This window comes from Ectobacillus sp. JY-23 (assembly GCF_023022965.1).
Taxonomy (GTDB): Bacteria; Bacillota; Bacilli; order Bacillales; family Bacillaceae_G; genus Ectobacillus.
Map to the genome: position 1 here is coordinate 2,379,190 of NZ_CP095462.1, position 24,291 is coordinate 2,403,480.

The 24,291-nt window shown below is 39.1% G+C and carries 18 protein-coding genes; 7 read left to right on the forward strand and 11 right to left on the reverse strand.

The genetic code is table 11. From position 1 onward, the window contains the following. Positions 1–135 precede the first annotated feature (135 nt). A complete protein-coding gene (locus MUG87_RS12250; RefSeq protein WP_247087680.1) occupies positions 136–1,776 on the forward strand; it encodes a PTS transporter subunit IIBC in 1,641 nt (546 codons plus the stop codon). A gap of 4 nt (positions 1,777–1,780) precedes the next feature. Next, positions 1,781–2,557: an endonuclease/exonuclease/phosphatase family protein gene (locus MUG87_RS12255; RefSeq protein ID WP_247082522.1), complete on the forward strand. Its 777-nt coding sequence runs from the start codon at positions 1,781–1,783 to the stop codon at positions 2,555–2,557. Between the two features lie 32 nt (positions 2,558–2,589). Here MUG87_RS12255 and MUG87_RS12260 read toward each other — a convergent pair whose 3' ends face one another. The 3 genes from MUG87_RS12260 to MUG87_RS12270 form a co-directional block, all read right to left on the reverse strand. Continuing rightward, a complete protein-coding gene (locus MUG87_RS12260) occupies positions 2,590–4,770 on the reverse strand; it encodes a DNA topoisomerase III (RefSeq protein ID WP_247082524.1) in 2,181 nt (726 codons plus the stop codon). Positions 4,771–4,843: 73 nt separating this feature from the next. Next, the gene (locus tag MUG87_RS12265; RefSeq protein WP_247082526.1) at positions 4,844–5,740 is read right to left on the reverse strand and encodes a phosphotransferase; all 897 of its coding nucleotides are present in this window, start codon (positions 5,738–5,740) and stop codon (positions 4,844–4,846) included. A gap of 106 nt (positions 5,741–5,846) precedes the next feature. Next, positions 5,847–7,211, reverse strand: a complete 1,365-nt coding sequence (locus tag MUG87_RS12270) for an ATP-binding protein (protein ID WP_247087682.1) — start codon at positions 7,209–7,211, stop codon at positions 5,847–5,849. 482 nt (positions 7,212–7,693) lie between these two features. Here MUG87_RS12270 and MUG87_RS12275 point away from each other — a divergent pair, with 482 nt between their 5' ends. Beyond that, complete coding sequence (locus MUG87_RS12275) at positions 7,694–9,250, forward strand: ABC-F family ATP-binding cassette domain-containing protein (protein WP_247082528.1); 1,557 nt, start codon at positions 7,694–7,696, stop codon at positions 9,248–9,250. Between the two features lie 111 nt (positions 9,251–9,361). Beyond that, complete coding sequence (locus tag MUG87_RS12280; RefSeq protein WP_247082530.1) at positions 9,362–9,826, forward strand: hypothetical protein; 465 nt, start codon at positions 9,362–9,364, stop codon at positions 9,824–9,826. Positions 9,827–9,847: 21 nt separating this feature from the next. On the opposite strand, the gene MUG87_RS12285 is transcribed toward MUG87_RS12280, so the two are convergent. Beyond that, positions 9,848–10,078, reverse strand: a complete 231-nt coding sequence (locus MUG87_RS12285) for an excisionase family DNA-binding protein (RefSeq protein WP_247087684.1) — start codon at positions 10,076–10,078, stop codon at positions 9,848–9,850. A 230-nt stretch (positions 10,079–10,308) separates the two neighbouring features. On the opposite strand from MUG87_RS12285, the gene zwf reads away from it, so the two are divergent. Next, on the forward strand, positions 10,309–11,808 hold the full coding sequence (gene zwf / locus MUG87_RS12290) for a glucose-6-phosphate dehydrogenase (protein ID WP_247082532.1): 1,500 nt from the start codon (positions 10,309–10,311) through the stop codon (positions 11,806–11,808). A gap of 58 nt (positions 11,809–11,866) precedes the next feature. On the opposite strand, the gene gndA is transcribed toward zwf, so the two are convergent. Next, complete coding sequence (gene gndA / locus MUG87_RS12295; RefSeq protein WP_247082534.1) at positions 11,867–13,273, reverse strand: NADP-dependent phosphogluconate dehydrogenase; 1,407 nt, start codon at positions 13,271–13,273, stop codon at positions 11,867–11,869. 105 nt (positions 13,274–13,378) lie between these two features. Continuing rightward, positions 13,379–15,607, reverse strand: a complete 2,229-nt coding sequence (locus tag MUG87_RS12300) for a putative bifunctional diguanylate cyclase/phosphodiesterase (protein WP_247082536.1) — start codon at positions 15,605–15,607, stop codon at positions 13,379–13,381. A gap of 394 nt (positions 15,608–16,001) precedes the next feature. On the opposite strand from MUG87_RS12300, the gene ahpC reads away from it, so the two are divergent. Together ahpC and ahpF are read left to right on the forward strand one after the other, a co-directional pair. After that, a complete protein-coding gene (gene ahpC / locus MUG87_RS12305; protein ID WP_247082538.1) occupies positions 16,002–16,565 on the forward strand; it encodes an alkyl hydroperoxide reductase subunit C in 564 nt (187 codons plus the stop codon). A gap of 14 nt (positions 16,566–16,579) precedes the next feature. Next, complete coding sequence (gene ahpF, locus MUG87_RS12310) at positions 16,580–18,109, forward strand: alkyl hydroperoxide reductase subunit F (RefSeq protein ID WP_247082540.1); 1,530 nt, start codon at positions 16,580–16,582, stop codon at positions 18,107–18,109. An 86-nt stretch (positions 18,110–18,195) separates the two neighbouring features. Here the strand turns inward: ahpF and MUG87_RS12315 are convergent, their stop codons facing one another. The 5 genes from MUG87_RS12315 to MUG87_RS12335 all read right to left on the reverse strand — a co-directional run bounded on the left by MUG87_RS12315 (position 18,196) and on the right by MUG87_RS12335 (position 24,217). Further along, positions 18,196–18,894 carry a sugar phosphate nucleotidyltransferase gene (locus MUG87_RS12315; protein ID WP_247082542.1) on the reverse strand — a complete coding sequence of 233 codons (699 nt, stop codon included), beginning with the start codon at positions 18,892–18,894 and terminating at the stop codon, positions 18,196–18,198. Next, positions 18,891–19,871: a DMT family transporter gene (locus tag MUG87_RS12320; protein WP_368042571.1), complete on the reverse strand. Its 981-nt coding sequence runs from the start codon at positions 19,869–19,871 to the stop codon at positions 18,891–18,893. Before MUG87_RS12320 ends, MUG87_RS12315 begins: the two co-directional genes overlap by 4 nt. 18 nt (positions 19,872–19,889) lie before the next feature. Next, on the reverse strand, positions 19,890–21,743 hold the full coding sequence (locus MUG87_RS12325; RefSeq protein ID WP_247082546.1) for a phosphotransferase: 1,854 nt from the start codon (positions 21,741–21,743) through the stop codon (positions 19,890–19,892). A 170-nt stretch (positions 21,744–21,913) separates the two neighbouring features. Next, complete coding sequence (locus MUG87_RS12330) at positions 21,914–23,368, reverse strand: oligosaccharide flippase family protein (protein WP_247082548.1); 1,455 nt, start codon at positions 23,366–23,368, stop codon at positions 21,914–21,916. Between the two features lie 102 nt (positions 23,369–23,470). Beyond that, positions 23,471–24,217, reverse strand: a complete 747-nt coding sequence (locus MUG87_RS12335) for a LicD family protein (RefSeq protein ID WP_247082550.1) — start codon at positions 24,215–24,217, stop codon at positions 23,471–23,473. Positions 24,218–24,291: the final 74 nt, after the last annotated feature.

Sequence of the window (24,291 nt, forward strand, 5' to 3'; positions counted from 1 at the left end):
AAGCCCTTTTATTAGAATAGGATAGTGCAAGCGATTGCACTTATTTGCACAAAAACTTCACGCTATTATTCTAGTTTTTTATTTTTTCTGCATTATGAGAACGTTACCATAAAAGGAGGAACACATATGTCAAAAATGAAACAATTGATTTCATTCGACTTTTGGCAAAAGTTCGGTAAAGCGCTGCTTGTTGTAGTAGCTGTTATGCCAGCTGCCGGTCTAATGATTTCTATCGGTAAATTAATTGGAATGTCTGCAGGAGACATTGGTTTTGTACAAACGATTGCACGTATCATGGAGGATATCGGTTGGGGTATCATTGTTAACCTGCACATCCTGTTCGCTGTAGCAATCGGTGGTTCTTGGGCAAAAGATCGTGCTGGCGGCGCATTCGCTGCACTTATCGCATTTATCTTAACAAACCGTATTACCGGAGCAATCTTTGGTGTATCCGGCGATATGCTAACAAAAGAAGGCGCAACGGTTAAATCTTTATTTGGAGCAGAGCTTGTTGTTAAGGATTACTTCACTTCTGTTCTAGGTGCACCTGCTTTAAACATGGGTGTATTCGTTGGTATTATCTCCGGTTTCTTGGGAGCTTCTCTTTATAATAAGTATTACAACTACAATAAGTTACCTAACTCACTTGCATTCTTTAATGGTAAGCGTTTCGTACCATTCGTTGTTATCGTAGGTTCTGTTGCAGCGGCACTTATTTTGGCAACTGTATGGCCATTTGTACAAGGTCTATTAAATTCTTTCGGTCGTTGGATTGCGACATCAAAAGATACAGCACCAATTATCGCGCCATTTGTATATGGAACATTAGAACGTATTTTACTTCCGTTCGGCTTGCATCATATGTTAACGGTACCAATGAACTACACTGAGCTTGGCGGTACTTATAAAATTCTAACAGGTGCAAAAGCAGGTCAAATCGTTGCGGGTCAAGATCCACTGTGGTTGGCATGGATTACAGATTTGAACAACCTACTAGATGCAGGTAAAACAGCTGCATACGAGGCATTGCTTGGCGATGTTCACCCTGCACGTTTTAAAGCGGGACAAGTTATCGGTTCTACTGCAGCACTAATCGGTGCAGCTCTTGCGATGTACATGAATGTTGATAAAGAAAAGCGTCACAAATATAAGCCAATGTTCCTTTCTGCAGGTCTTGCAGTATTTTTAACAGGTGTTACAGAGCCAATCGAATTTATGTTCATGTTCGTAGCGCCAGTTCTGTACGTAGTATACGCAATTACAACAGGTTTAGCATTCGCGCTTGCCGATATCATTAACCTTCGTGTTCACGCATTCGGTTTCATCGAATTACTAACAAGAACACCGATGATGGTAAAAGCAGGATTAACAAAAGACTTAATTAACTTTGTCTTCGCATCACTTGCATTCTTTGCCTTAAACTTTGGTGTATTCAGCTTATTAATTAAAAAGTTCAACCTTCCGACACCTGGTCGTAATGGAAACTACATTGAAGATGAGGCACCAGCTGCATCTGGCAATAACAATGTAAACGACGGCTCTCTAGCAGCTGACTTAATTCAATTGCTTGGCGGTGCAGATAACATTGAAGATGTAGATGCATGTATGACACGCCTTCGTGTAACAGTAAAAGATCCAAGTGCTGTTGGATCTGAGAAGGAATGGAAAGATAAAGGCGCATTAGGCCTAATTCTAAAAGACAAAGGTGTACAAGCAATCTACGGTCCAAAAGCAGATGTATTGAAATCTGATATTCAAGACCTTTTAGGAGCATAAAGCGATGAAGCTTTTAACGCTGAATTGTCACTCCTGGCAGGAAGACAAGCAATGGGAAAAAATTCGTGACATTGCGAAAGCAATACATGAAAAGCAATATGATGTGGTTGCCTTACAAGAAGTAAGCCAATCCATTGACCCTAACATCGAAGCGAAAAATTTCGCTTCGGTTTTGCTTGAAGAATTGCAGCAGCTTGGTACTTCTGAATACGAGTATGTATGGGACTTTGCTCATATCGGCTATGATGTGTACGAAGAAGGATTGGCGCTTTTAACAAAGCATCCTATCATTGACCAAGCTTCCTTCTTTATCTCTAAAAGCGAAGATACATCCTATTGGAAAACACGTAAAATCGTTGGTATCACTATTGAATATAACGGAAAGCCTATTTCATTCTACAGCTGCCACCTTGGTTGGTGGGAAGATGAAGAAGAGCCTTTCGTGTATCAAGCGGATCGTTTGCTTGCGCACGTGCAGCAAAACGAAATCTTTTACTTGATGGGCGATTTTAATAACAATGCCTTTATTCGCAGTGAAGGGTACGACTATTTACTCGAAAAAGGCTTGTATGATACATTTGCCCTCGCAAAGGAAAAAGATAGCGGGATTACCGTAAAAGGCAAAATTGCCGGCTGGGATCAAAACAAAGCAGACCTTCGCCTTGATTTAATTCTAACGAATAAGCCGGTTGCAGTCGAACGTTCAACAGTTATTTTCAATGAGAATAATCGCCCGATTGTGTCAGACCATTACGGAGTTGAAGTGATCATTGCAGATTAAAAGGCGCTGTGCACATGCACAACGCCTTTTTCTTATTTATTAAATTTAAACTTCGCTAATGCATCTGCTAATGCTGTGTTTACTGGCTCATCATCCTGCTGCTTCAAATACTTGGCCACGTCTTTCTTTGATACGTTCCCTTGCTTGGCCTTATTACGGCGCTCTTGGAATGCATTCATTTTTTCACGATGACCGCAGCTGCAGACAAAGATTTGTCCGTCACCTTGACCGCGAAGCTCCATCTTCTTATGGCAGTTTGGACATCTTGCATTGGTCAGCTTGGCAATATTTTTACGATGACCGCATTCACGATCCTGACATACAAGCATACGGCCCTTTTTACCATTTACCTCAAGCATCGGCTTGCCGCAATCCGGGCATCTCGTCGCTGTTATATTGTCGTGTTTAAACTTTTGGTCACTATTTTTCACTTCATGTACAGCCGTTTTCGTATATTCACGAATCTCTTTTAAGAAGGTATCCTTCTTTAAGTTTCCCTTCGCAATTGCCTCAAGCTTTTGCTCCCATTCGGCGGTTAACGCCGGCGATTTTAAATCCTCTGGAACAAGCTCTAGCAACTGTTTCCCTTTAGAAGTAATATGAATATACTTCCCTTTTTTCTCAAGTGAAAAGCTATTGAACAGCTTCTCAATAATATCTGCACGTGTCGCGACAGTACCAAGACCGCCTGTTTTTCCAATCGTTTGAATTAAATCCTTGCTTTCACTGGACATATATTTTGCTGGGTTTTCCATCGCAGACAAAAGCGTTCCTTCTGTGAAGCGCTCCGGCGGCTTGGTTTCACCTTTTGTTTGCAAGATATTTAGAATTTCAATTTCTTCTCCTTGCTCAATGAATGGAAGAACCTGATCCGATACATCCTCACGTTCCTCTTCTTCAAAGTCATTATCATATACTTCCTTCCAGCCCTGTGAAAGAATTGTTTTCCCTTTGGCTACAAAGGATTCTTTCCCGATTGTGGCACGAATCGTTACTTGCTCAAACTCAAAGGCTGGTGATAGTACCGCTAAAAAGCGCTTTACAACAAGGTCATAAATCTTTCTCTCTTTATCGCTCAAGGAACTAAGCAAGACAGCTTCTTCTGTTGGAATAATCGCATGGTGATCAGAAACCTTGCTGTTATCAACAAAGGATTTGCTCGCCTTAATTGGCTTTTGCAGCAACCTTGAAGCAATTTTTGCATAGGGCTTTACATTACAAGCCGCAATGCGATCCTTCAATGTATCTACCATATCTGTTGAAAGATAACGGGAATCCGTACGCGGATACGTGACCACCTTATGCTGTTCATACAGCTTTTGCATAATAGACAGCGTTTCTTTGGCAGAATAGCCGAAAATACGGTTTGCATCGCGCTGTAATTCTGTCAAATCATACAACTGCGGCGCATACGTTTTTTTCAAGGTTTTCTGCACTTCTGTAACCTTCGCTTTTTGATTGCGTACCGCCTTTACAATCGCATCTCCCGTTTCTTTAGAAAATGTTCTTGTTTCCTTTGTCTTCCCATCCTGCCAGATAAACTTTACATTTTTACCGATGGCGGTTACACCATAAAACGGTTTTGGCTGGAAGCTTTTAATCTCTTCTTCACGCTTTGCGATAATTGCGAGCGTTGGTGTTTGTACACGGCCACAGGATAGCTGCGCATTATGCTTGCATGTTAAAGCGCGCGTTGCATTAATACCGACGAACCAATCTGCTTCCGCGCGCGCGACCGCAGACGCGTATAAATTTTCATACTCCTTGCCGTCACGCAACTTACGAAAACCTTCCTGAATCGCTTTATCCGTAACAGATGAAATCCAAAGCCGTTTAATTGGCTTTTTCACCTGCACCTTTTCCAAAATCCAGCGTGCGACCAGCTCGCCCTCGCGTCCCGCATCTGTCGCAATCACGATATCTTTTACATCCTTACGAAGCAGCTGCGATTTTACCGCCTGAAACTGTTTACCCGTTTGTTTAATAACCACAAGTTTCAAATGAGCTGGAAGCATGGGTAAATCTTCTATTTTCCATGACTTATATTTATCATCGTAAGCCTCAGGATCGGCAAGTGTCACCAGATGACCAAGCGCCCATGTTACGATATATTGCTCTCCTTCTAAATAACCGTTCCCTTTTTTACCACACTTTAATACACGTGCCAAATCACGGGCAACAGACGGCTTTTCCGCCAATACAACTGTTTTCATCTAAACATCCTTTCCGGTTTCTTCTATTCTATATCTTAGACGTTTTGTACATAAATGAAAAGCATTCTGATATTTAGACATCATTCGTCAGCGCAAGATACAAGCTGTTCTGCGCTAATTTGACAAGCGCTTCATCGCTTTTGTCATATCCGTATAGAAGAAGCACAGCATTTGTAAAAATGGCCCGAAATCTCGCCAGCTCTCGTTCATGATATTGGACTGTTCCATATATGTCGAAGAACACTCGACGATCTTCCGGTTCAAATAATGTATAAATTGCCGCTAAGTCCACGGAACGGTCCCCCTGATGCATATCACCCCAATCTATCACACCTGATAAATTCCCTTCCGTATCCACTATCATATTTCGGATATGAAGATCTCCGTGTACAAGCGTTTCCCGGGCTATATGCTCGCAATGCGGGATATTGATTGCGTATTCTCTTAAAAAGGTTACGTCATATAGATTTAGGCTTGCGATACGTTCGATATAATCTTGTAGCATAGGCCTCCGCTTTTCAATATGCAAACGATCTCGTTCATCAAACGTCACTCCATCAGGCACCGGTACATCATGTAGGGTACGTAAGAACAGGGCAAGCGGCTCAACCATCTTTTTTCGTTGCTTTGAAGATAACTGCATAATAGCATGTCCCTTTACTAGCTTATATCCGAGGAAAGGATATGGATACTGCTCTGTTTCTGTTCCATAATAGACTGGTTCCGGCACAGCAAGAGGTAACTGCTCAGCGAGGAACGGCAATACTTCTCCTTCTGTCTGTAAAAGCGGGATGGCAATGCCTCGTCTCGGGAAACGAAATACATACATGTTATTGACCAGGTAAACCGTATTATCAAAGCCCTCTCCTAATAAAGAGAGCTTAACAGGTATCAACTCTTGAAACTGCTCTTCAATTAGGCGTTTTGCCAGTTCTTGTGTGACGATATATTCTGGATTCCATATAGCCATTTATATGCCTCCTTTCCATTACCTAGGAAATAGAATAAGGAAGAGTAATCCTCACTCTTCCTTTACCTAGGTTTCAATATATAATCCTTAACTATTAATTAGTCCGCTATTTTATCACGTATGCTTGCTTTGGATGATTCACCTGATTCGGGTATTTTAACTTAATTTTGCCTTTATCTAAAAGCTTAGCTAAATAATTGTTTCTCAGACCATCCGGTGTTCGCTCTAGCAGATAAGCAAACTCCTTAAGTCTCAATGGACGCTTGGCACAAAGCTGCAAAATAATATCTTCCATCACGTCTGGAGACAGGCGTTTTTTCTTCCTGGCTAGCTCAGCTATTTGCCATAGCTCTGCTTCTATATCATCCTCTAGCACCTCTTCATATATATCTTCAGTACTAGGCACTTCGACAGAATCCTTCATTTTGTTATTTATGGACCTCGTTGATTCACTATTTCCGACAATATCTTTATTATAGGAGTTGTAATCTTTATTATCGGAGCCAAACTCTTTATTCACGGAGATTACGTCTTTGTTAGCGGAGTTAAAATCGTTATTATAAGAGTTTTTAACCTTATTATAGGAGTTGTAATCTTTATTATCGGAGTTTCTACCGTTAGTATAGGAGTCCTCATTTTCCTGCCATCCCGACAAAAATGCCTCTTCTATAGGTACAATCATAGGATATATCTTCAGGGTAAGATTCGTTTTATTATTTTCCGAATCAGATGTAAACCTCATGATCCAATTGAGCTGTTTTGCCGCTACATCCATATTGCGTATACCTGAGCCAGCTCTTTTACATAAATCAATCATAATAAACATTTTAAATAGATTGGGATTTCTTAAATTGCTAATGCCGCCCTCAAGAGCTTGTTCTGCTGCAACACGTGAATAACCAGGGTTAGTGAATATATATGCATCTTGTGTTTTCTCGATTACAATACCGCCCTCTGCATAATAATCTCCATGTACAATCGCATTTATAATCGCTTCATGAAAAATAGTAGCTTGTTCAACTCCAAGATCACCAGACATACTATTCCTTATATTATCTAATGTTCGGAAATAGAAGTCGTATATGTTTCCAGACCAAGTTCCATCTTGTGAAGTAAATCGATGGGACCAAGATAGATTTTCATTATTTCCCAAACTCTCACGATACTCAAGAAAGTATTGCGGCAAAACTTCTGTAATCATTCGCTCTTCACTAAACATTAATAAGCCAGCCAAAGTCAGTCCTTCTTTATTTGTATTACGAATCTTTCCCCAGGCACCGATTTTATAAAGAAACTCCTTTAACTCCAGCGCATTCCACGGATGATCCGGCTTGACCGCCGCAAAGCGCTGCCGGTAGTTTTTTACCGACTCGAAATTCAGTTCATTGAGGCCATAGTGCTCTAAAATCAAGCTATCGGAGGTCTGGCCGGTATGATCTATTGTATAACTCAATGCATTTCCTCCTTCCATATCCGTTCTTTCACGCAGCATATTATAAAGTCTCCTTTGACTGCCTCATAAAGTTCATTCCTTTATTTTAACACTTTTTGACGATATATCGTGTGACTGCAAAGAAAATATATTAACAAAGACCTTCGGGAAATAATGGTACATATATTCATAATTATTGGCTGTTTTCGCAAACTTTGTTGCTATGTAACAAATAATGGGGAGTGGTTGATTTCCGCTCCAACCAACCTGAAACAAAGAAACCTATCTAAAAACAACAATCTTTTATAAAAGAGCCTAATTATTATATAGATATACAAAAATCAAAGAGAAGCATATACATATAGTCTGCCGCTTCTTCGTACCTCTCATAAATAAACTGTATGATATAGTTTGTGTTATCTGTACTACATAATTTGCCCTCTTTAATCCTCCCTGCAACTTCGTTATAATCAATAGAGAAGTTTCAACTACGTCACTATAAAGAAAAGGTGTATGCATAGATGAGTATTTTATCAGTAAGCAATTTAAGTCATGGCTTTGGCGACCGCGCTATCTTTAATAACGTCTCCTTCCGCCTATTAAAAGGCGAGCATATTGGGTTAGTCGGGGCCAACGGAGAAGGTAAATCTACCTTTATGAACATTGTTACTGGCAAGCTGCAGCCAGATGAAGGGAAAGTTGAATGGTCTAAGCATATGCGCGTAGGCTATTTGGATCAGCATGCTGTTTTGTCGCAAGGAATGACAATTCGTGATGCCTTAAAAACTGCTTTTCAATATCTCTTTGATATGGAAGCTGAGATGAACGGTATTTATGAGAAAATGGGAGAAGCAACTCCTGAAGAGCTAGAGAGAATGCTGGAAGATGTTGGGGTCATTCAAGATACTTTAACTAACAATGACTTCTATATTATTGACTCTAAAGTAGAAGAGGTAGCGCGCGGACTTGGTTTAGATGATGTCGGCCTAGATCGTGATGTACACGACCTGAGCGGGGGACAACGCACAAAGGTTCTGCTTGCGAAGCTATTGCTTGAGAAGCCGGATATCTTATTGCTAGATGAGCCTACCAACTACCTAGATGAAAAGCACATTGAGTGGCTGAAGCGCTACCTACAGGAATATGAGAACGCATTTATTTTGATATCCCATGATATTCCGTTCTTAAATAGTGTAGTTAATCTAATCTACCATATGGAAAACCAAGAATTGAATCGCTATGTGGGTGATTATGATAACTTCCTAAAGATTTATGAAGTGAAAAAACAACAACTGGAGTCTGCTTATAAGCGTCAGCAGCAGGAAATTTCCGAGCTAAAAGACTTTGTTGCCCGCAATAAAGCGCGTGTTTCTACACGAAATATGGCAATGTCCCGCCAGAAAAAGCTTGATAAAATGGAAGTGATTGAGCTAGCGAAGGAAAAACCGAAGCCGGAGTTTCATTTTAAGGAAGGTCGTACATCCGGCAAGCTGATTTTTGAGACGAAGGATCTTGTTATTGGCTATGACAGCCCACTTTCTAGACCTTTAAACTTGAAAATGGAGCGCGGTCAAAAAATTGCCTTGATGGGTGCAAACGGTATTGGTAAAACAACACTTCTAAAGAGTATTTTAGGCGAAATTAAGCCGATTTCTGGCAGCGTTCAGCGCGGTGATTACTTGCAAATCGGCTACTTCGAGCAAGAAATTAAAACATCCAACTACAATACTTGTATTGAAGAGGTTTGGAACGCGTTTCCTTCCTTTACACAATACGAAGTGCGTGCTGCATTAGCAAAATGCGGCCTTACAACAAAGCATATTGAAAGCAAGGTAGAAGTCCTGAGCGGGGGAGAAAAGGCGAAGGTACGCCTGTGTAAGCTAGTAAATAGCGAGACAAACCTGCTGGTACTGGACGAGCCTACCAACCACTTGGACGTAGATGCGAAGGAAGAGTTAAAGCGCGCCTTAAAAGCCTACAAAGGTAGCATCCTACTTATCAGTCACGAACCGGAATTCTATCGTGAGGTTGCGACTGAAGTATGGAATTGCGAGAGCTGGACAACGAAGTTGTTCTAATCAGCTATTCACACATTTCAGCCTCCTCTTACTGGTAAAGGGGAGGCTGGCTTTTTGTTTGCTTTTGCTCTTATGCTATAATAAGTACTCATCATATATTTTGGAGGCATTATGCTAACTTTTGAAGAAAAACTTGCAATTATCTCATCTTTTTCAGAATTAGAGCGAAAAAACGTGTCGTTAGGGCGCGTGAATTTCCATTTTGAAGGCAGCGTGAAGGAGAAAAAAGTGGTTGTTTATCACCTGCACCCAAATGGCAATGGCTTTGTATATGGGGAATATCTGAATGGGTATGAAATGAACGACAAGGGTATGGTCAATATCCGTGATTTCTCAGCGGATGCGCTTCGCACAATTGTCGAGCAGTCCATTTTGTCTCTATCAGAAGAAGAGATAGCGGTTCCTGATAAGCCTGCTTTTGAAGAAGAGTGGATCAATGACGAAGGACATACTCTCACGCTTGTGGAAGAAGACGATTTGTGGAATGTGTATGCTGGTTTAAACCTTGATGGTACATTCAACTCCTATCGAGAAGCAGCTCAATATCTAGATGAGGAAGGCTTCACTATTAAGTAAAGCCCTTGCATCGCAAAGGCTTCAATCTTCATCCTTAATATCAATATCCTCGGGAAGTGGCTCGCTGTTCCATTCAGCAAGCTGCTTTTTTGCTTTTTCTACCTGCTTCATATGGTCAGCAAATTGGTCTTTATAGATGAGGTACTGCTCGCCGTCATGAACAGTTCTAATTTTACCCTGTCCAACTAATGCACGAATTGTTGCTTCTGGAAGTGATAAATACTCCGCCGTTTCTGCGATTGTCATATACATTGATTTCATCCTCTCAGCTCTTTATCCATTTTCATTTTATCACTTTTATGTCGCTTAATACGAAATGATGTAGCAAGAAATTGATAACTATTATAAAAAGGGTTATACTTTTTAAGGTACTTACGGCTATTATGAAGTTTTTTTGGAAATAGGAGATTGCTTTATTCGGGATTATGTTATTGTTTTGTGGAATAATATTTCTTATAAATTAATAAAGGTGAGGGTTTGTCATGAACAATCATACATATTGCTCCATGGTTATTTTTGGAGCAACAGGCGACTTAGCGAAACGGAAGCTTTTCCCATCTATATACAATCTGTACAAAAAAGGTACGCTAGACAAAAATTTCGCTGTAGTAGGTGTGGCGCGCAGAGAGTGGAGCGATGAAGTTTTTCGTGAAAATGTTACTGCTTCCTTGCAGGATTCCAATATTTCTATTGAAGGCGACCTAACGGAATTCCTCTCTCATTTTCGTTATCTTGCGTTTGATGTTACCAATGCAGCTTCTTATCAAGATTTACATGAGCTATTAAACAGCTTAGAGCAAGAATTTTCTATCCCGGGCAACCGCATGTTTTACATGGCAATGGCACCGGAGTTCTTTGGAACAATTGCTTCCTACTTAAAGTCTGAAGGTGTAACCAATGAACAAGGCTGGAATCGCCTTATTATTGAAAAACCATTTGGTCATGATTTCGCTTCTGCGCAGAAGCTAAACGAGGATTTAAGACAAGCGTTTGCGGAGGATGAAATCTACCGTATTGACCATTATCTAGGCAAAGAAATGGTTCAAAATATTGGTGTAATCCGTTTTGCCAATGCGATTTTTGAATCGTTATGGAACAATCGCCACATCTCTAATATTCAAATCACTTCCAGTGAATCACTTGGTGTAGAAGACCGCGGTGGTTATTATGATACGTCAGGCGCCTTGCGCGACATGGTACAAAACCATATGATTCAAATGGTAGCTTTGCTTGCGATGGAGCCACCAATTCGCTTAACAACAGAAGAAATCCGCAGTGAAAAGATTAAAGCATTACGTGCTATGCGCCCAATGACAAAGGATGAGGTAAAGCAATATTTCGTTCGCAGTCAGTATGGTCCGGGCTCCATGAATGGAAAAGAAGTACCTGGCTACCGCAGTGAGCCTAAGGTAAACCCAGAATCTCGTACAGAGACATTTGTCGCAGGTAAGCTGATGATTGACAACTTCCGCTGGGCAGGTGTACCGATTTATATCCGTACAGGGAAGCGTATGCAAGAAAAATCTACAAAGATTGTAGTTGAATTTAAAGAATTGCCAATGAATCTGTACTCTAAATCAGAAAATAACGTTCATCCAAATCTTCTTATTATCCATATCCAGCCAGATGAAGGTATCTCACTGATTTTAAATGGTAAAAAGATTGGGATGACTGATAAAACAACACCGGCTAAGCTGGATTATTGCAATCATTGCATCGACGGTATCAATACACCGGAAGCATACGAGAAGCTTCTTAACGATGCAATTCACGGTGATGCAACAAACTTTACACACTGGGATGAAGTTGCACTATCCTGGAAATTTGTTGATGTAATCTCTGAAGCATGGAAAGAAGATACAAGCAGTGAGTTTGAGCTGTATCCTGCCGGTTCTATGGGACCAAAGGCTGCTGATGATCTGCTGGCACAAGATGGCTTCCACTGGTGGCCAATCGGAGATGACAGTGACTATTCTATATAATAAAAAACCGAGCCTCGGCTCGGTTTTTTGTTTAGCAGCTAAGCCACATATGCTGTTTTTACTTCCATTGTGTATGGAAAGTTCCTTCTTTATCAATACGCTTATACGTATGTGCACCGAAGTAATCGCGTTGCGCTTGCAGTAAATTTGCAGGCAGAGTGGCTGTGCGATAGCTGTCGTAGTAAGAAACAGCTGCTGAGAATGCTGGCACTGGAATTCCTTGTTGTACCGCAGCTGCGATAATTGTACGTAACCCCCCTTGGTACGCTTCTACAATTTCTTTAAAATATGGGTCAAGAAGCAGATTTGGCAGGTCTGCTTGACGTTCGTAAGCTTCTTTAATATTTTGTAGGAATGCCGCACGAATGATGCAACCGCCTCTCCAAAGCATAGAAATACTTCCAAAGTCAAGGTTCCATCCGTACTCTTCAGACGCCGCCTTCAATTGTGTGAAGCCCTGTGCGTAGGAACAAATCTTGCTCATGTATAACGCTTGACGAACAGCCTCAATTAATTCTTCTTTGCTTAAGCCTAGTGGTAACTTTTCAGGGCCTGCCAACACTGTACTTGCATGAATACGCTCTTCTTTTAAAGCGGAGATGCAGCGCGCGAATACAGACTCTGTGATAATTGGCAAGGAAACGCCTAAATCAAGCGCACTTTGGCTTGTCCATTTTCCTGTACCTTTTTGACCAGCTTTATCTAAGATCATGTCAACAAGCGGCTTTCCTGTTTCGTCATCAATCTTTGTAAAGATATCTGCTGTAATTTCAATTAAGTAGCTATTTAACTCACCTTTGTTCCACTCTGCAAAAATCTCGTGAAACTCTTGCGCACTCAGATTAAGTGTTTGTTTAAGGAAGAAATATGCCTCACAGATAAGCTGCATATCGCCATATTCAATACCGTTATGCACCATTTTAACGTAATGTCCCGCTCCGTCTGGACCGATATATGAACAGCAAGCCTCACCATTGACCTTTGCTGCAATGTTCTCAAGCATATCCTTTACTTTTTCATAGGCTTCCTTTTGACCACCAGGCATGATGGAAGGACCTTTTAGAGCGCCCTCTTCACCGCCGGATACACCAGCACCGATGAAGTTAACACCTTTTTCCGCAAGCTTTTTATTGCGGCGAACCGTGTCTTCAAAGTACGTGTTACCACCGTCGATAAGGATATCGCCCGCATCTAAGTAAGGAAGTAAAGAATCAATTGCTTTATCTGTAATTTCACCTGCATTTACCATCAATAAAATTTTGCGTGGCAATTCTAAGGAATCGATAAAAGTCTGAACTTCACTTGTACCTACCAAGTTTTTTCCAGTATTTTCAGCGATAATCGCGTCAACTCTTTCTTTTGAGATATCATAAAGGGCTACGGAATAACCTTTGCTTTCGAAGTTAAGCGCTAGACTTTTTCCCATAACACCTACACCGACAACTCCAATTTGTTGTTTTGGCATAATATTCATTCCTTCCTATGTATGTTGTCCCTTATATATTATAGTACCATATGGGCTAAAGTGAAATTTAAACTTCGCCACTTACACATTTTCTTCATTTCTTTATTATGCTCTTTCCAATACTTCCTTATCTCGCAATAAGAATTTTTTCATTTCTTTGGTATGTAAAGGTGGACTAAAAAAGTAACCCTGTCCCATGGTACATCCATGTTTCATTAAAAACTCAACCTGTTCTTCTTTCTCAATTCCTTCTGCAATGACTTTGAATTGAAGATTGTGCCCCATATCAATAATTGTTTTAACGATGGCACCCTGATTTTCATGATGAATAATATCATCAACAAAAGACTTATCGATTTTTATTTTATCGATTGGAAGGTGCTTGAGATAGCTTAAAGACGAATAACCTGTGCCAAAATCATCAATGGACAGCTTAACCCCAAGATCTCTGAGTTTATGTAAAATTACAGTGGAGTTTTCAATATCCTGCACTACACTCTCCGTGATTTCTAAATCTAAAAACTGAGGTGTCAGCTCCGTGTCATGCAGTACCTGTATCATCCTATCAATAAAGTTTTCTTCCTGCATTTGACGGGCAGATAAGTTTACCGCAACAGGGATACATGCAATTTTCTCTTCCTGCCATTTTTTATTTTGCTGACAGGCTTGCCTTAAGACCCACTCGCCTAACGGAACGATTAAGCCGCTCTCTTCTGCGATTGGGATAAATTCTAAAGGAGATATAAAGCCATATTTCTCATGCGACCAACGTAAAAGCGCCTCCATCCCTGTGACGACTCCTGTTTGTAAATCTATTTGTGGCTGATAATATACTTGCAACTCCTGTTTGCTCAGAGCCTTACGCAAATCATTTTCTAATTCCATTTTACGTGCAGAACGCTCCATTAAATGAGCTGTATAGAATTGATATGTATTTTTACCTCTTTCTTTTGCCGCATACATTGCAGTATCCGCATGCTTAATGAGCGTTTCTACATTATCTCCATCCTGCGGATACATACTAATTCCGATACTAGGAGTGATATAGTACTGGTCATCTTCAACATCAATAGGATTCGCAAATGCATGTAAAATGTCTCCTGCTACTTGTTTTGCTTCTTGTATATTTGCATGTTCCAACAGAACAATAAACTCATCTCCGCCTTGTCTTGACACAATACCGTTACTGGTAATAGATGTATGCAATCGATCTGCTACGCCCTGCAAAAGCTTATCGCCAACCGTATGTCCCTTGGTATCGTTGATGATTTTAAAACGATCTAAATCTAAAAACATAATTACAAAGCCTTCTGTTTTATGATCTCGTAATAATTCTCCTAGGTATTTTCGAAATTTATAACGATTAGGCAGACCTGTTAAGGAATCATAATATGCTAACATTTCCATGGATTTTTCAGACTGTTTACGATCTGTTATATCTCTACCGATGACTTGTACGGCAGGACGCCCTTCATAAAACAGCTCGCTCATAGACATTTCCATTTGTACTTCTTGTCCCTTGAGATTATGCATAACCAACTCCAAACGGTTGACTGGTTCACCTTGCGAACGATGCTCTCTGATTTTTTGTAATGTTGCTTTATCAAGGAAAGCTTCTATTGAAATGCGTTTTAAATCATGCTGTGTTTTAGCTCCAAGCAATTGACATCCCGCCTCATTCACATAGTCAATTCGTCCGCCGCTCACAACTGCGATACTGTCAGGTGACATTTCTACTAAGCTTTGATATAAGCTTTCACTTTCTTTTCTGTCTGTGATATCCATGAGTACACTTGTAAAGTGTACAAAATTCCCTTTCGCATCTAATATTGGAAAGCCCTTATCTTGAATCCAGCGTACCTCTCCATCAGCACGGCGAATACGATATATGCTTGTTACCGGGTTTCCCTTAAGAAGCTCTGTTTGGCGTTCTAGCAACAGGTGTATATCTTCTTGTATAATAACCTTCTTCCATAGGTTTTTATCTTGGTAAAATTGTCGCAGCGAATAACCATACAGCGTTTCTATTTTCGATGTAATTAATAATGTATCTTCCACAAGATCATGTGACCAAACTGCTATATCCAGCGCTTGAAATATATTATTCATTTTTTCACGCGATTCTTCTAGCTCTTGGGCATAGTCTTGTAAATCCTTATGCATAAAATAAAATGTGAATAGCGCTAAAATGAGAATAGTCACACCTATAGCTATATCAAAAAATATACCTATTTGTGTTTCAATGCCTTGTAATTTTAAAGAAGCTTTTAAAACAATCAGTATTGCTAATAACCAAAACGTATTAGACTTACGTAATTGCTTGAAAATTTTCATATATCTTTCTCCTATTTTTAGAAAATGATATCGTATTTAGATTATTATAATGTAAACAATATCCAAAAAACAGAATATTTTTTTATACTTCATATTTTCATGAATGAAAAATATAAGATAGGTAAAAATTTAATTGGTAGATATAGAAGGATAAGCAGCAAATTGACGTGATTTTTGTTTACATAGAGAGCCTATAAGATGCCTATAATGCGTAAAATTCGCCTTACAGCGCCTTGTATACACAGCATGTAAATTTCCTTACGTTCAACAATTTTAAAAATATATATGCTTTTCCTTTGACAAAGTAATAGGATTTATATAATAATTAATATCGAATTAGAATTATTACAAAGTGTTATTGCACTAAAACTTTTTATTTTAGGAGGATTTTCAAATGGCATTAATCGGTAAAGAAGTAGCACCATTTTCAGCAAAGGCTTTTCAAAAAGGTGAGTTCATCGACGTTACAGAAGCAAACTTTAAAGGTCAATGGAGCGTTGTTTGCTTCTATCCTGCAGACTTCACGTTTGTATGCCCTACAGAACTAGAAGATCTTCAAAATCAATATGCAGCTCTTAAAGAACTTGGCGTAGAAGTATACTCTGTTTCTACAGATACTCACTTCACGCACAAAGCATGGCATGATACTTCTGAAACAATCGGTAAAATTGAGTATATTATGATTGGTGACCCTTCTCATGTAATTTCTCGCAACTTCGACGTATTAAACGAAGAAGACGGCTTAGCAGAGCGCGGAACATTCATCATCGATCCAGATGGCGTTATTCAAACAGTTGAAATCAACGCAGGTGGCATTGGCCGCGATGCAAGCACACTTGTAAACAAAATTAAAGCAGCACAATACGTGCGCAACAACCCAGGCGAAGTTTGCCCTGCTAAATGGCAAGAGGGTGGCGCTACACTTAAACCAAGCCTTGACCTTGTAGGTAAAATCTAAGGAGTTTGATACAAATGTTACTAGATGCAGATATAAAGGCACAGTTGGCCCAGTACCTCCAATTATTAGAGAGCGATATAATGCTTAAAGTCAGCGCGGGAACGGACGAAGTATCCCGTGACATGCTGACTCTAGTGGACGAACTGGCCACTATGTCACCTAAAATTAAAGTAGAACACGCAGAACTATCGCGTACACCAAGTTTTAGCGTTAATCGTATTGGAGAAGATACGGGCGTAACATTTGCCGGTATCCCTCTAGGACATGAGTTTACTTCCCTTGTTTTGGCTTTGCTGCAGGTTAGCGGCAGAGCCCCAAAAGTAGATCAAAAGCTAATTGATCAGATTAAAAATATGAAAGGCGAATACCATTTTGAGTCCTATATTAGCTTAAGCTGCCACAACTGTCCTGATGTGGTACAAGCGCTTAATCTAATGAGTATCTTAAATGAAGGTATTACGCATACCATGATTGACGGCGCAGCTTTCAAGCAAGAAGTTGAAAGCAAAAATATCATGGCAGTACCGACTGTTTTCGTAAACGGCGAATCCTTCGGCAGCGGCCGCATGACGCTTGAAGAAATTCTGGCGAAAATCGGCAGCGCCCCAGACGCTTCTGAATTTGCGGATAAAGAGCCTTATGATGTACTGATTGTTGGCGGTGGTCCGGCAGGCTCCAGTGCAGCAATCTATGCGGCACGTAAAGGCATTCGTACAGGTCTTGTAGCGGAGCGCTTCGGTGGTCAGGTTATGGACACAATGGCGATTGAAAACTTTATCAGTGTAAAACAAACTGAAGGTCCTAAGCTTGTAGCAGGCTTGGAAGAGCATGTGAAAGAGTATGGCGTTGATGTCATGAACTTACAACGTGCAAAACGTTTGGAAAAGAAAGATCTTATTGAAGTTGAGCTTGAGAACGGTGCTGTTCTAAAAAGTAAAACTGTCATTCTTTCTACAGGTGCACGTTGGCGCAATGTTGGCGTTCCTGGCGAAGCAGAATTCAAAAACAAAGGCGTCGCATATTGCCCACACTGCGATGGTCCTCTGTTTGAAGGCAAGCGCGTGGCTGTTATCGGTGGTGGTAACTCTGGTATCGAAGCTGCGATTGATCTTGCAGGTATTGTAAAGCATGTAACAGTTCTTGAGTTTATGCCAGAGTTAAAGGCAGATGCAGTACTACAAGAGCGTCTATATAGTCTTCCTAACGTAACAGTACTGAAAAATGTGCAAACAAAAGAAATTACAGGTACTGATAAAGTGAACGGTATTAGCTATATGGATCGCGACACAGAGGAAGTTCACCACATTGAACTGGAAGGCGTATTCGTTCAAATTGGCCTGGTACCGAACACAGAATGGTTAGGCGATACGATTGAACGCACACGCTTCGGTGAAATCATTGTGGACAAGCATGGTGCTACAAGTATCCCTGGCGTATTTGCGGCCGGCGACTGCACGGACAGCGCCTATAAGCAAATTATTATCTCCATGGGTTCAGGTGCCACTGCAGCACTAGGTGCATTCGACTACCTTATCCGCAATTAATATATTCTCTTTAATAGAGAATCGTATAAACAAAGAGCTCCCAAATGATTGGGAGCTCTTTGTTTATACATAAGGGATATACACTGTTATTTTATATTCTCCAGCTTTAAGATTTCCTGTGTTTTTCTCAAATCCTCAAGAGAATCAATTTCAAAGCTATCATCGCTTTGAATGCGATGTAGATGTACTTGTAAGGAAGGCAAATTATGCTTCACTACATCATCCCAATATAAATCTGTGAAATTTCCATCTGCAATAAACTCTTCTAAACTTGCTTGTATCTTCTCTGCGTCTCTTTTTGCCCAATAGGAAATACCACAAAGGATATAATCCTCAGTTCCATCTCGTACTTCAATATCGTAAATACGATCACTTTCGTCGTATCGTAAAACCCACTCATTTTTAAAATCAGGTTTTTTCGAACTAAAGTATAATGAAGTCTGTGGATTTTCTAGCAAAAAATTTCGATGCAAGTATACATCCGCATCAATTACATAAGAATCCGTTAAATACTCTTTGACTAAATACATAGTGTAAATGTTGTTATACTGATCATATTTATCGTTATGAACAAGCGTAACACCGTATTTCTCAGTTAAATAGTTAAACTTCTCATGCAAATAGCCTGTCACCACAATGATTTCTTGTATACCTTTTTCACGAAGGAATTCGATTTGCTTTTCTAGCATCGGTTTCCCGTTTACTTCAACTAACGATTTTGGCGTAGTCAATGTTAAAGGTCGTAGTCTTGTTCCCATTCCTGCTGCTAGTAATATCGCTCTCATGCCGTTTTCTTTTCTCCATTTCTAAAACTAATACCAATGACTTCTTTTGGACTTGCTACTGTTAAAATTGAGCCAACAATAATTCCAATACTGCAAAGCAATAGCTTTGGCGAGAAGGCTGTTCCTAGTACAATCATACCAATAATAACTGTCCATGCCGCATATGTGATATTGAGTGCCATTGCCTTTGTAGGTCCGATATGATTGATTGCTTTATAGTAAAATACATACGATGCTGTACCTGCTAAAGCAATGACTGCAATTAGCGGAAGCTCTTTACTCATCAAAACATCCACTGTTAAGAAATGACCGCCAAACACCGGAATAATGATGGCCGCAAAAGTAAGAGCTGATGTAAGCTGTCTGATTTGCAAGGCTTGCTCCGGACTTACTTCATCATCCTTCATACCATATGCAATAATAACACACTCTAGTCCCCAACCAACAACACACATTGCTGCAAAGAAAAATCCAAGTAAATAACTTTCAGTTGCTATTCCTTCATTAGAGTAGCCCAAGAAAAAGATAAAGCCAATACTAATTAATAAACCAAACCAACTTCTAAGACCTAATTTATCTTTTAGGAAGATAAACGCAAACAATGCGCCAACAGCTGGATAAACAGCCGAGATAGAAGCTGTATAAGAGGCTCCGATATACTTTACTGCTAACACATAACCAGTCATACCTACAGGACCACCCATTAATGCTGCTAATACAACAAACAAGCCGCTTTTCGTCCTTAGTTTAGAAAATGTTTGTTTGAGTTCACCGCGGAACAACATATAAATTGCCATCCAGATAGCAGACAACATATCATGAAGCAAAGTACTTACCAAAGGTGCCAAAAAAATCACTTGCTCGTTTGATAAAAATACGGCTCTTGATAAAACAATTCCAATTAATACGGTATCAAGTGCCCACAGTATCCCTGAAGATAATCCGAAAAAAATACCTTTTCCTTGCCCCTTGTTCATCATATATCCCCCTCTGTATTAAACGCGCTCAAATAATTGCGTTAAGTTTGCCTTCGCTCTGTTATAACGATCTATTCCATACGTACCAAAATCATCGCCCTGTGCTTCTTTGATCTGGGTCCAGATAGTCCATAAAAAGTCTTGAAAAATTTTATTAAGCAATATACGTGTTTTGATTTTCTCTTCTGCCGGCTGACCAAAGTAGAGCTGAAGAAATAATTCTTCTTCTTCAGGAGAGAAATTACATTCTAACGAATGAGCCGCTACGTCCCACATCGGATCATTCATACCGCTGTATTCCCAATCAATCAAATACATTCTACCGCTTCCACTTTTCACAAAGTTTTCAGGTAATGTATCATTATGACAAGGTGTAAGCGTTACGTCTAAAGCTTCATATATATCTTTCATGTACATAATTGCTGCACGTGTTTCCTTATAGTCCGAAAAGTTTTCACCGTTTGCCTGTTTTAACAACAGCTCATATTCCTCAATCTTTTCAAATACGTCAAATCTATTCTTCATCACAGCCTGAGAAGTATGAAGGGTCCGCAGCAATTCTGCAGTTAAATGCATATGCTCTTGACGCTTTGCGCTCTTTGCATTTAAGGTTTCCGCATCTGGAATCATTTCTGCTACCTTCACACCTGTATGTTCATTGAAGTAAAGAATAGGTGTATCAATTCCTAAATCACTTGCGATACGAGCGTTAAACTTTTCTTCATATCGATTAATCATGCTTTCCGTACCATTTCCAGGAATACGCAATACATATTCCTTATTACGCAGCGTTACTTTATAGTTTTTATTTGTCATACCGCCAAACGGCTCAATTACAAAGTGTTCCTCTTCATTAAGCTGAAGCGCTTCACGTAAAATCTCTTTAATCTGTTGTTTTTGATATTCCGCTTCTTTTCGCTTAAGCCTCGGATAAACAAAGTTCACTACATTATGGTATTGCTGTGGTGTGTCAATCTCCGCCCAAACCGCATCAGGGACCTTTAAATAACCTAGTTTGTAGTGTCTAGCCGCATCTAACAACAAATACTCGTAATTTACATATGGATTGCGATTATCTTTGAATTCTGTTAAGAGCCGCTTAAACATATTGTAGGAAATTTTACTAATACCCACCATTTCTCCATCTATCTTGTTTAGCTGATGAATATCTTTTGTAATTTTGTATAAATTTCCGTTTCTAATTTCAACAAATGCTTCATCACCCGAGCCACTTTCATTCGTAATGAGAACGCAATCACGTTCTTCATGCTTTAACAGCTTAGAAATCGCGTACTCTTCAATTAAAATATCTGATTCCCATAATAGGAAGTCATCTGTAATATATTTTGCAGCGCACGCTAAAGAAATCATTGTGCCTGTCCATTTATACTGATTGTTTTCTACAATTGTAATAGATTCATCTTCACTAAACCGCGTAAATAGTTCCTTTTTATAGCCTGTAACCATAACAATAGTTTCAATACCATTTCTTTTCAGTATCTCGACATTACGTTCAAGTAATACTTGTCCATCTAAATCGGCTAAGCCGGCCGGATTTTGTAATTCTTTACGCTGGCCCGCCGCCAAGATGACAGCTTGCTTAATTGGTTTAAATGAACGATGATGAATGTTTACTCGGTTGTCTTGCAGACTGCTGAGTCCTTGTGTTAGTGATTCAATTCCTTTTTCGGTTAAATGATAGCGCGTGCTTTTTCCTACTCGTTTTCTATAAATATACTCCTGCTCAATTAGTGGATTAATCATATAATTAATCTTACCGACAGATACACCGCACATCTGAGCTATATCCTTCTGACTTACATCTGTTTTATTATTAATCACATTTAAAATGCTTAATTCTTCCTGCTTCATCCCATCTCCGCCCTATAGATTCAATTTTTGAATGTAAGATTATCATGACACAGGGCGTTTAATATGTAAATATTTTATTTAACTTTTATTAATTTTACGTAAAGTAATATTTACAAAAAGCTGTTGCTATATAAAAAGCACGCAGCTTATATACTGCGTGCTTCTCATACTTAAAAGCGTTTTAATCTAGCTCGAATTTTATTAATGAATAAGTATAAAACTTCATCCTTTACCACAAAGAGAATCATTATATATAAACTAGCATTTACAATAACTAACAAACCTATCTCTACAAAGATATTATCTACGAACACTTTAATTGGATAGGAGACAGGCAAAAACGACAAGGAGTAGACAAAGTATTTTAGTTTGGCCCACTCAAACATTCGATATGCAACTTTTAGCTTTGTTCTTATATACCAATATTCCACACCTACTAGAACAGCATTAGCAAGCACGGTTGTTAATACAGCATATAATGGCGTTAAGTAACCCGATACAACTAAGGAAACATTTAATAGTAGGTTAACTATACCACCAATAAATACAATTCTAACTAATATATGTTCTTTTTCTTTAATATACATAATTTGATTAGATAAGATAGATTCCATCCCTAATGTAATCATGTATAACGCAAAGGCAGCTAATACAGCTCCCGCAGGCGTAAACTCAACACCGCCATATAGAACGACCCCCACATCCGAGATGAGGAACAGACCGAATGCGGCCGGAAACAAGGTTGAAAAATATACCTTAGAAACTTGATTTAATACGCTGATGTATGCTTCTTCGCCTTCATTTTCAGATAGATAGGAAAGCCTTGGAATTGTGACCTGCACAACACTTAACATTAGCATATTAATAATACCCATAATTTGCTGTGAAACTACATAGTATGAAACGTTGCTTGCGCTTGAAAATTCACCAAGCATGAATCGATCTAGCTGCGTGTATAAAATGCTGGCGTTAGAAAAAATAACCATTAAAAATAAAGGCTTAATATGTTTTTTTAAGATAAGATTTGAAAATGAAAATGGAATATGACGTTTTACATACACAAAGCTTACAATATTATTTAAAAACATAAACAACACTAATAAAATGGTGTACTGAGTGTAATCCTCCGCCCCTTGAATAAAGACAATAATTAGTACAGCATAAATTAAACGTAAGATGACTGTTTTTAATGTAATAAATCCATATCGTTCTAACGCCTCATTCGCCCATTCTACATAGAATATATTAGAAAGAAAGTTAAATGAGAATAGTAAAAGAATAGGAAATATATCACGCTCTCCATATCCTGTATATACCACTAAAATATATAACCCTAATGAAAGCAAGCTTGTAATTGTACTAATCGTGAATAAACTTGTAAATAGCTGACTAACTTTCTGCGGATTTCCTTTAACACGGCTCATTTCCCGCATACCATACTGATATACACCAAACGTTGCAAAAATAAAGAAGTACATAAAAATGGTTTCGGAAAACTGTACCTTTCCCATTGAGGTAGCCCCTAAGGTACGAGCTACATATGCCCCTACAAAGATTGGCAATACTAAGTTAAAAGCATTCAGTATGATTTTATAGATGGTATTTTTAAATAATGACGGATTCATTCATTTCATTCCTTATCCATAGTTTACCTAGCATTAAAATAACCTTAATCTATAGATTAAGGTTATTTTTTCTATGCTTCATTATAACATATATAATTTTGCTTATTTGTATATAACTGCCTTAGTTACACCTTGATGATTCAAAACTTCAAAATTAGAAACAGATGTTGTCCAATCCCAGTTAGCATTCTTAATCATGTATGTTTCACCGTAATTGTCTGTTAAATACTCATGGTAATTAGAAGGAACAGGGAATGTATGGCCTTTAAAATCAATTGTAGTAGTCCCATTGAAGGATGAGGTAATCTTTTTCACAACTAGATTTGTAATCTCTTCTCGCCCTTCTGGATACGTATACTTTGTATGTTCACCCGCTTCTAAGGAATAACAACTTACTTTCCCCGGTGCACTACTTTCATAATAAAACAAATCGATATGAACGCCTTCATAAAGATATGTTTCTTCTACAATACGACCATCTAAGTCAAATGTTCGTGACTTAGAAAAACCTTTAGTAAGCAATTGTTCTTCCAATTGCCTTACTTTTTCGTTGTCTATATATAGCACACCAAAATCAATATCAAAGTCATGACCGATAAAATCTTTTTCACGAATTGCGCCCAGTAATGTCCCATAATCTAACCAAAACTCATGCTTGGTTGCAAGCAAAGCTTCTTTCATAAGAGCTAGAGCTTGTAATCCATGCTCCTGCAGCTTCTTGCTTTTTTCTTGCGTTTGCTTTGCGCGATAGCCTGCATTCACTTTTGCTAATAGCGGATTTGCTTTTAACAGCTCGTACACCTTCATATTGCGCAAGTGCTTTTTTAATTGATTAACAATTGCCTCCATCCAGTTCGTCCCCTTTATATTCATCTATAACTATATTATATCTGTAATATTTGTATACTGCATAAAAATTTATA

What these genes read in the sequence shown, in the direction of transcription:
- MUG87_RS12250 (WP_247087680.1), top strand. Translation starts at nt 136, where the DNA reads ATGAAACAATTGATTTCATTCGACTTTTGGCAAAAGTTCGGTAAAGCG.
- MUG87_RS12255 (WP_247082522.1), top strand. Translation starts at nt 1,781, where the DNA reads ATGAAGCTTTTAACGCTGAATTGTCACTCCTGGCAGGAAGACAAGCAA.
- MUG87_RS12260 (WP_247082524.1), bottom strand. Translation starts at nt 4,770, where the DNA reads ATGAAAACAGTTGTATTGGCGGAAAAGCCGTCTGTTGCCCGTGATTTG.
- MUG87_RS12265 (WP_247082526.1), bottom strand. Translation starts at nt 5,740, where the DNA reads ATGGCTATATGGAATCCAGAATATATCGTCACACAAGAACTGGCAAAA.
- MUG87_RS12270 (WP_247087682.1), bottom strand. Translation starts at nt 7,211, where the DNA reads ATGGAAGGAGGAAATGCATTGAGTTATACAATAGATCATACCGGCCAG.
- MUG87_RS12275 (WP_247082528.1), top strand. Translation starts at nt 7,694, where the DNA reads ATGAGTATTTTATCAGTAAGCAATTTAAGTCATGGCTTTGGCGACCGC.
- MUG87_RS12280 (WP_247082530.1), top strand. Translation starts at nt 9,362, where the DNA reads ATGCTAACTTTTGAAGAAAAACTTGCAATTATCTCATCTTTTTCAGAA.
- MUG87_RS12285 (WP_247087684.1), bottom strand. Translation starts at nt 10,078, where the DNA reads ATGTATATGACAATCGCAGAAACGGCGGAGTATTTATCACTTCCAGAA.
- zwf (WP_247082532.1), top strand. Translation starts at nt 10,309, where the DNA reads ATGAACAATCATACATATTGCTCCATGGTTATTTTTGGAGCAACAGGC.
- gndA (WP_247082534.1), bottom strand. Translation starts at nt 13,273, where the DNA reads ATGCCAAAACAACAAATTGGAGTTGTCGGTGTAGGTGTTATGGGAAAA.
- MUG87_RS12300 (WP_247082536.1), bottom strand. Translation starts at nt 15,607, where the DNA reads ATGAAAATTTTCAAGCAATTACGTAAGTCTAATACGTTTTGGTTATTA.
- ahpC (WP_247082538.1), top strand. Translation starts at nt 16,002, where the DNA reads ATGGCATTAATCGGTAAAGAAGTAGCACCATTTTCAGCAAAGGCTTTT.
- ahpF (WP_247082540.1), top strand. Translation starts at nt 16,580, where the DNA reads ATGTTACTAGATGCAGATATAAAGGCACAGTTGGCCCAGTACCTCCAA.
- MUG87_RS12315 (WP_247082542.1), bottom strand. Translation starts at nt 18,894, where the DNA reads ATGAGAGCGATATTACTAGCAGCAGGAATGGGAACAAGACTACGACCT.
- MUG87_RS12320 (WP_368042571.1), bottom strand. Translation starts at nt 19,871, where the DNA reads ATGAACAAGGGGCAAGGAAAAGGTATTTTTTTCGGATTATCTTCAGGG.
- MUG87_RS12325 (WP_247082546.1), bottom strand. Translation starts at nt 21,743, where the DNA reads ATGAAGCAGGAAGAATTAAGCATTTTAAATGTGATTAATAATAAAACA.
- MUG87_RS12330 (WP_247082548.1), bottom strand. Translation starts at nt 23,368, where the DNA reads ATGAATCCGTCATTATTTAAAAATACCATCTATAAAATCATACTGAAT.
- MUG87_RS12335 (WP_247082550.1), bottom strand. Translation starts at nt 24,217, where the DNA reads ATGGAGGCAATTGTTAATCAATTAAAAAAGCACTTGCGCAATATGAAG.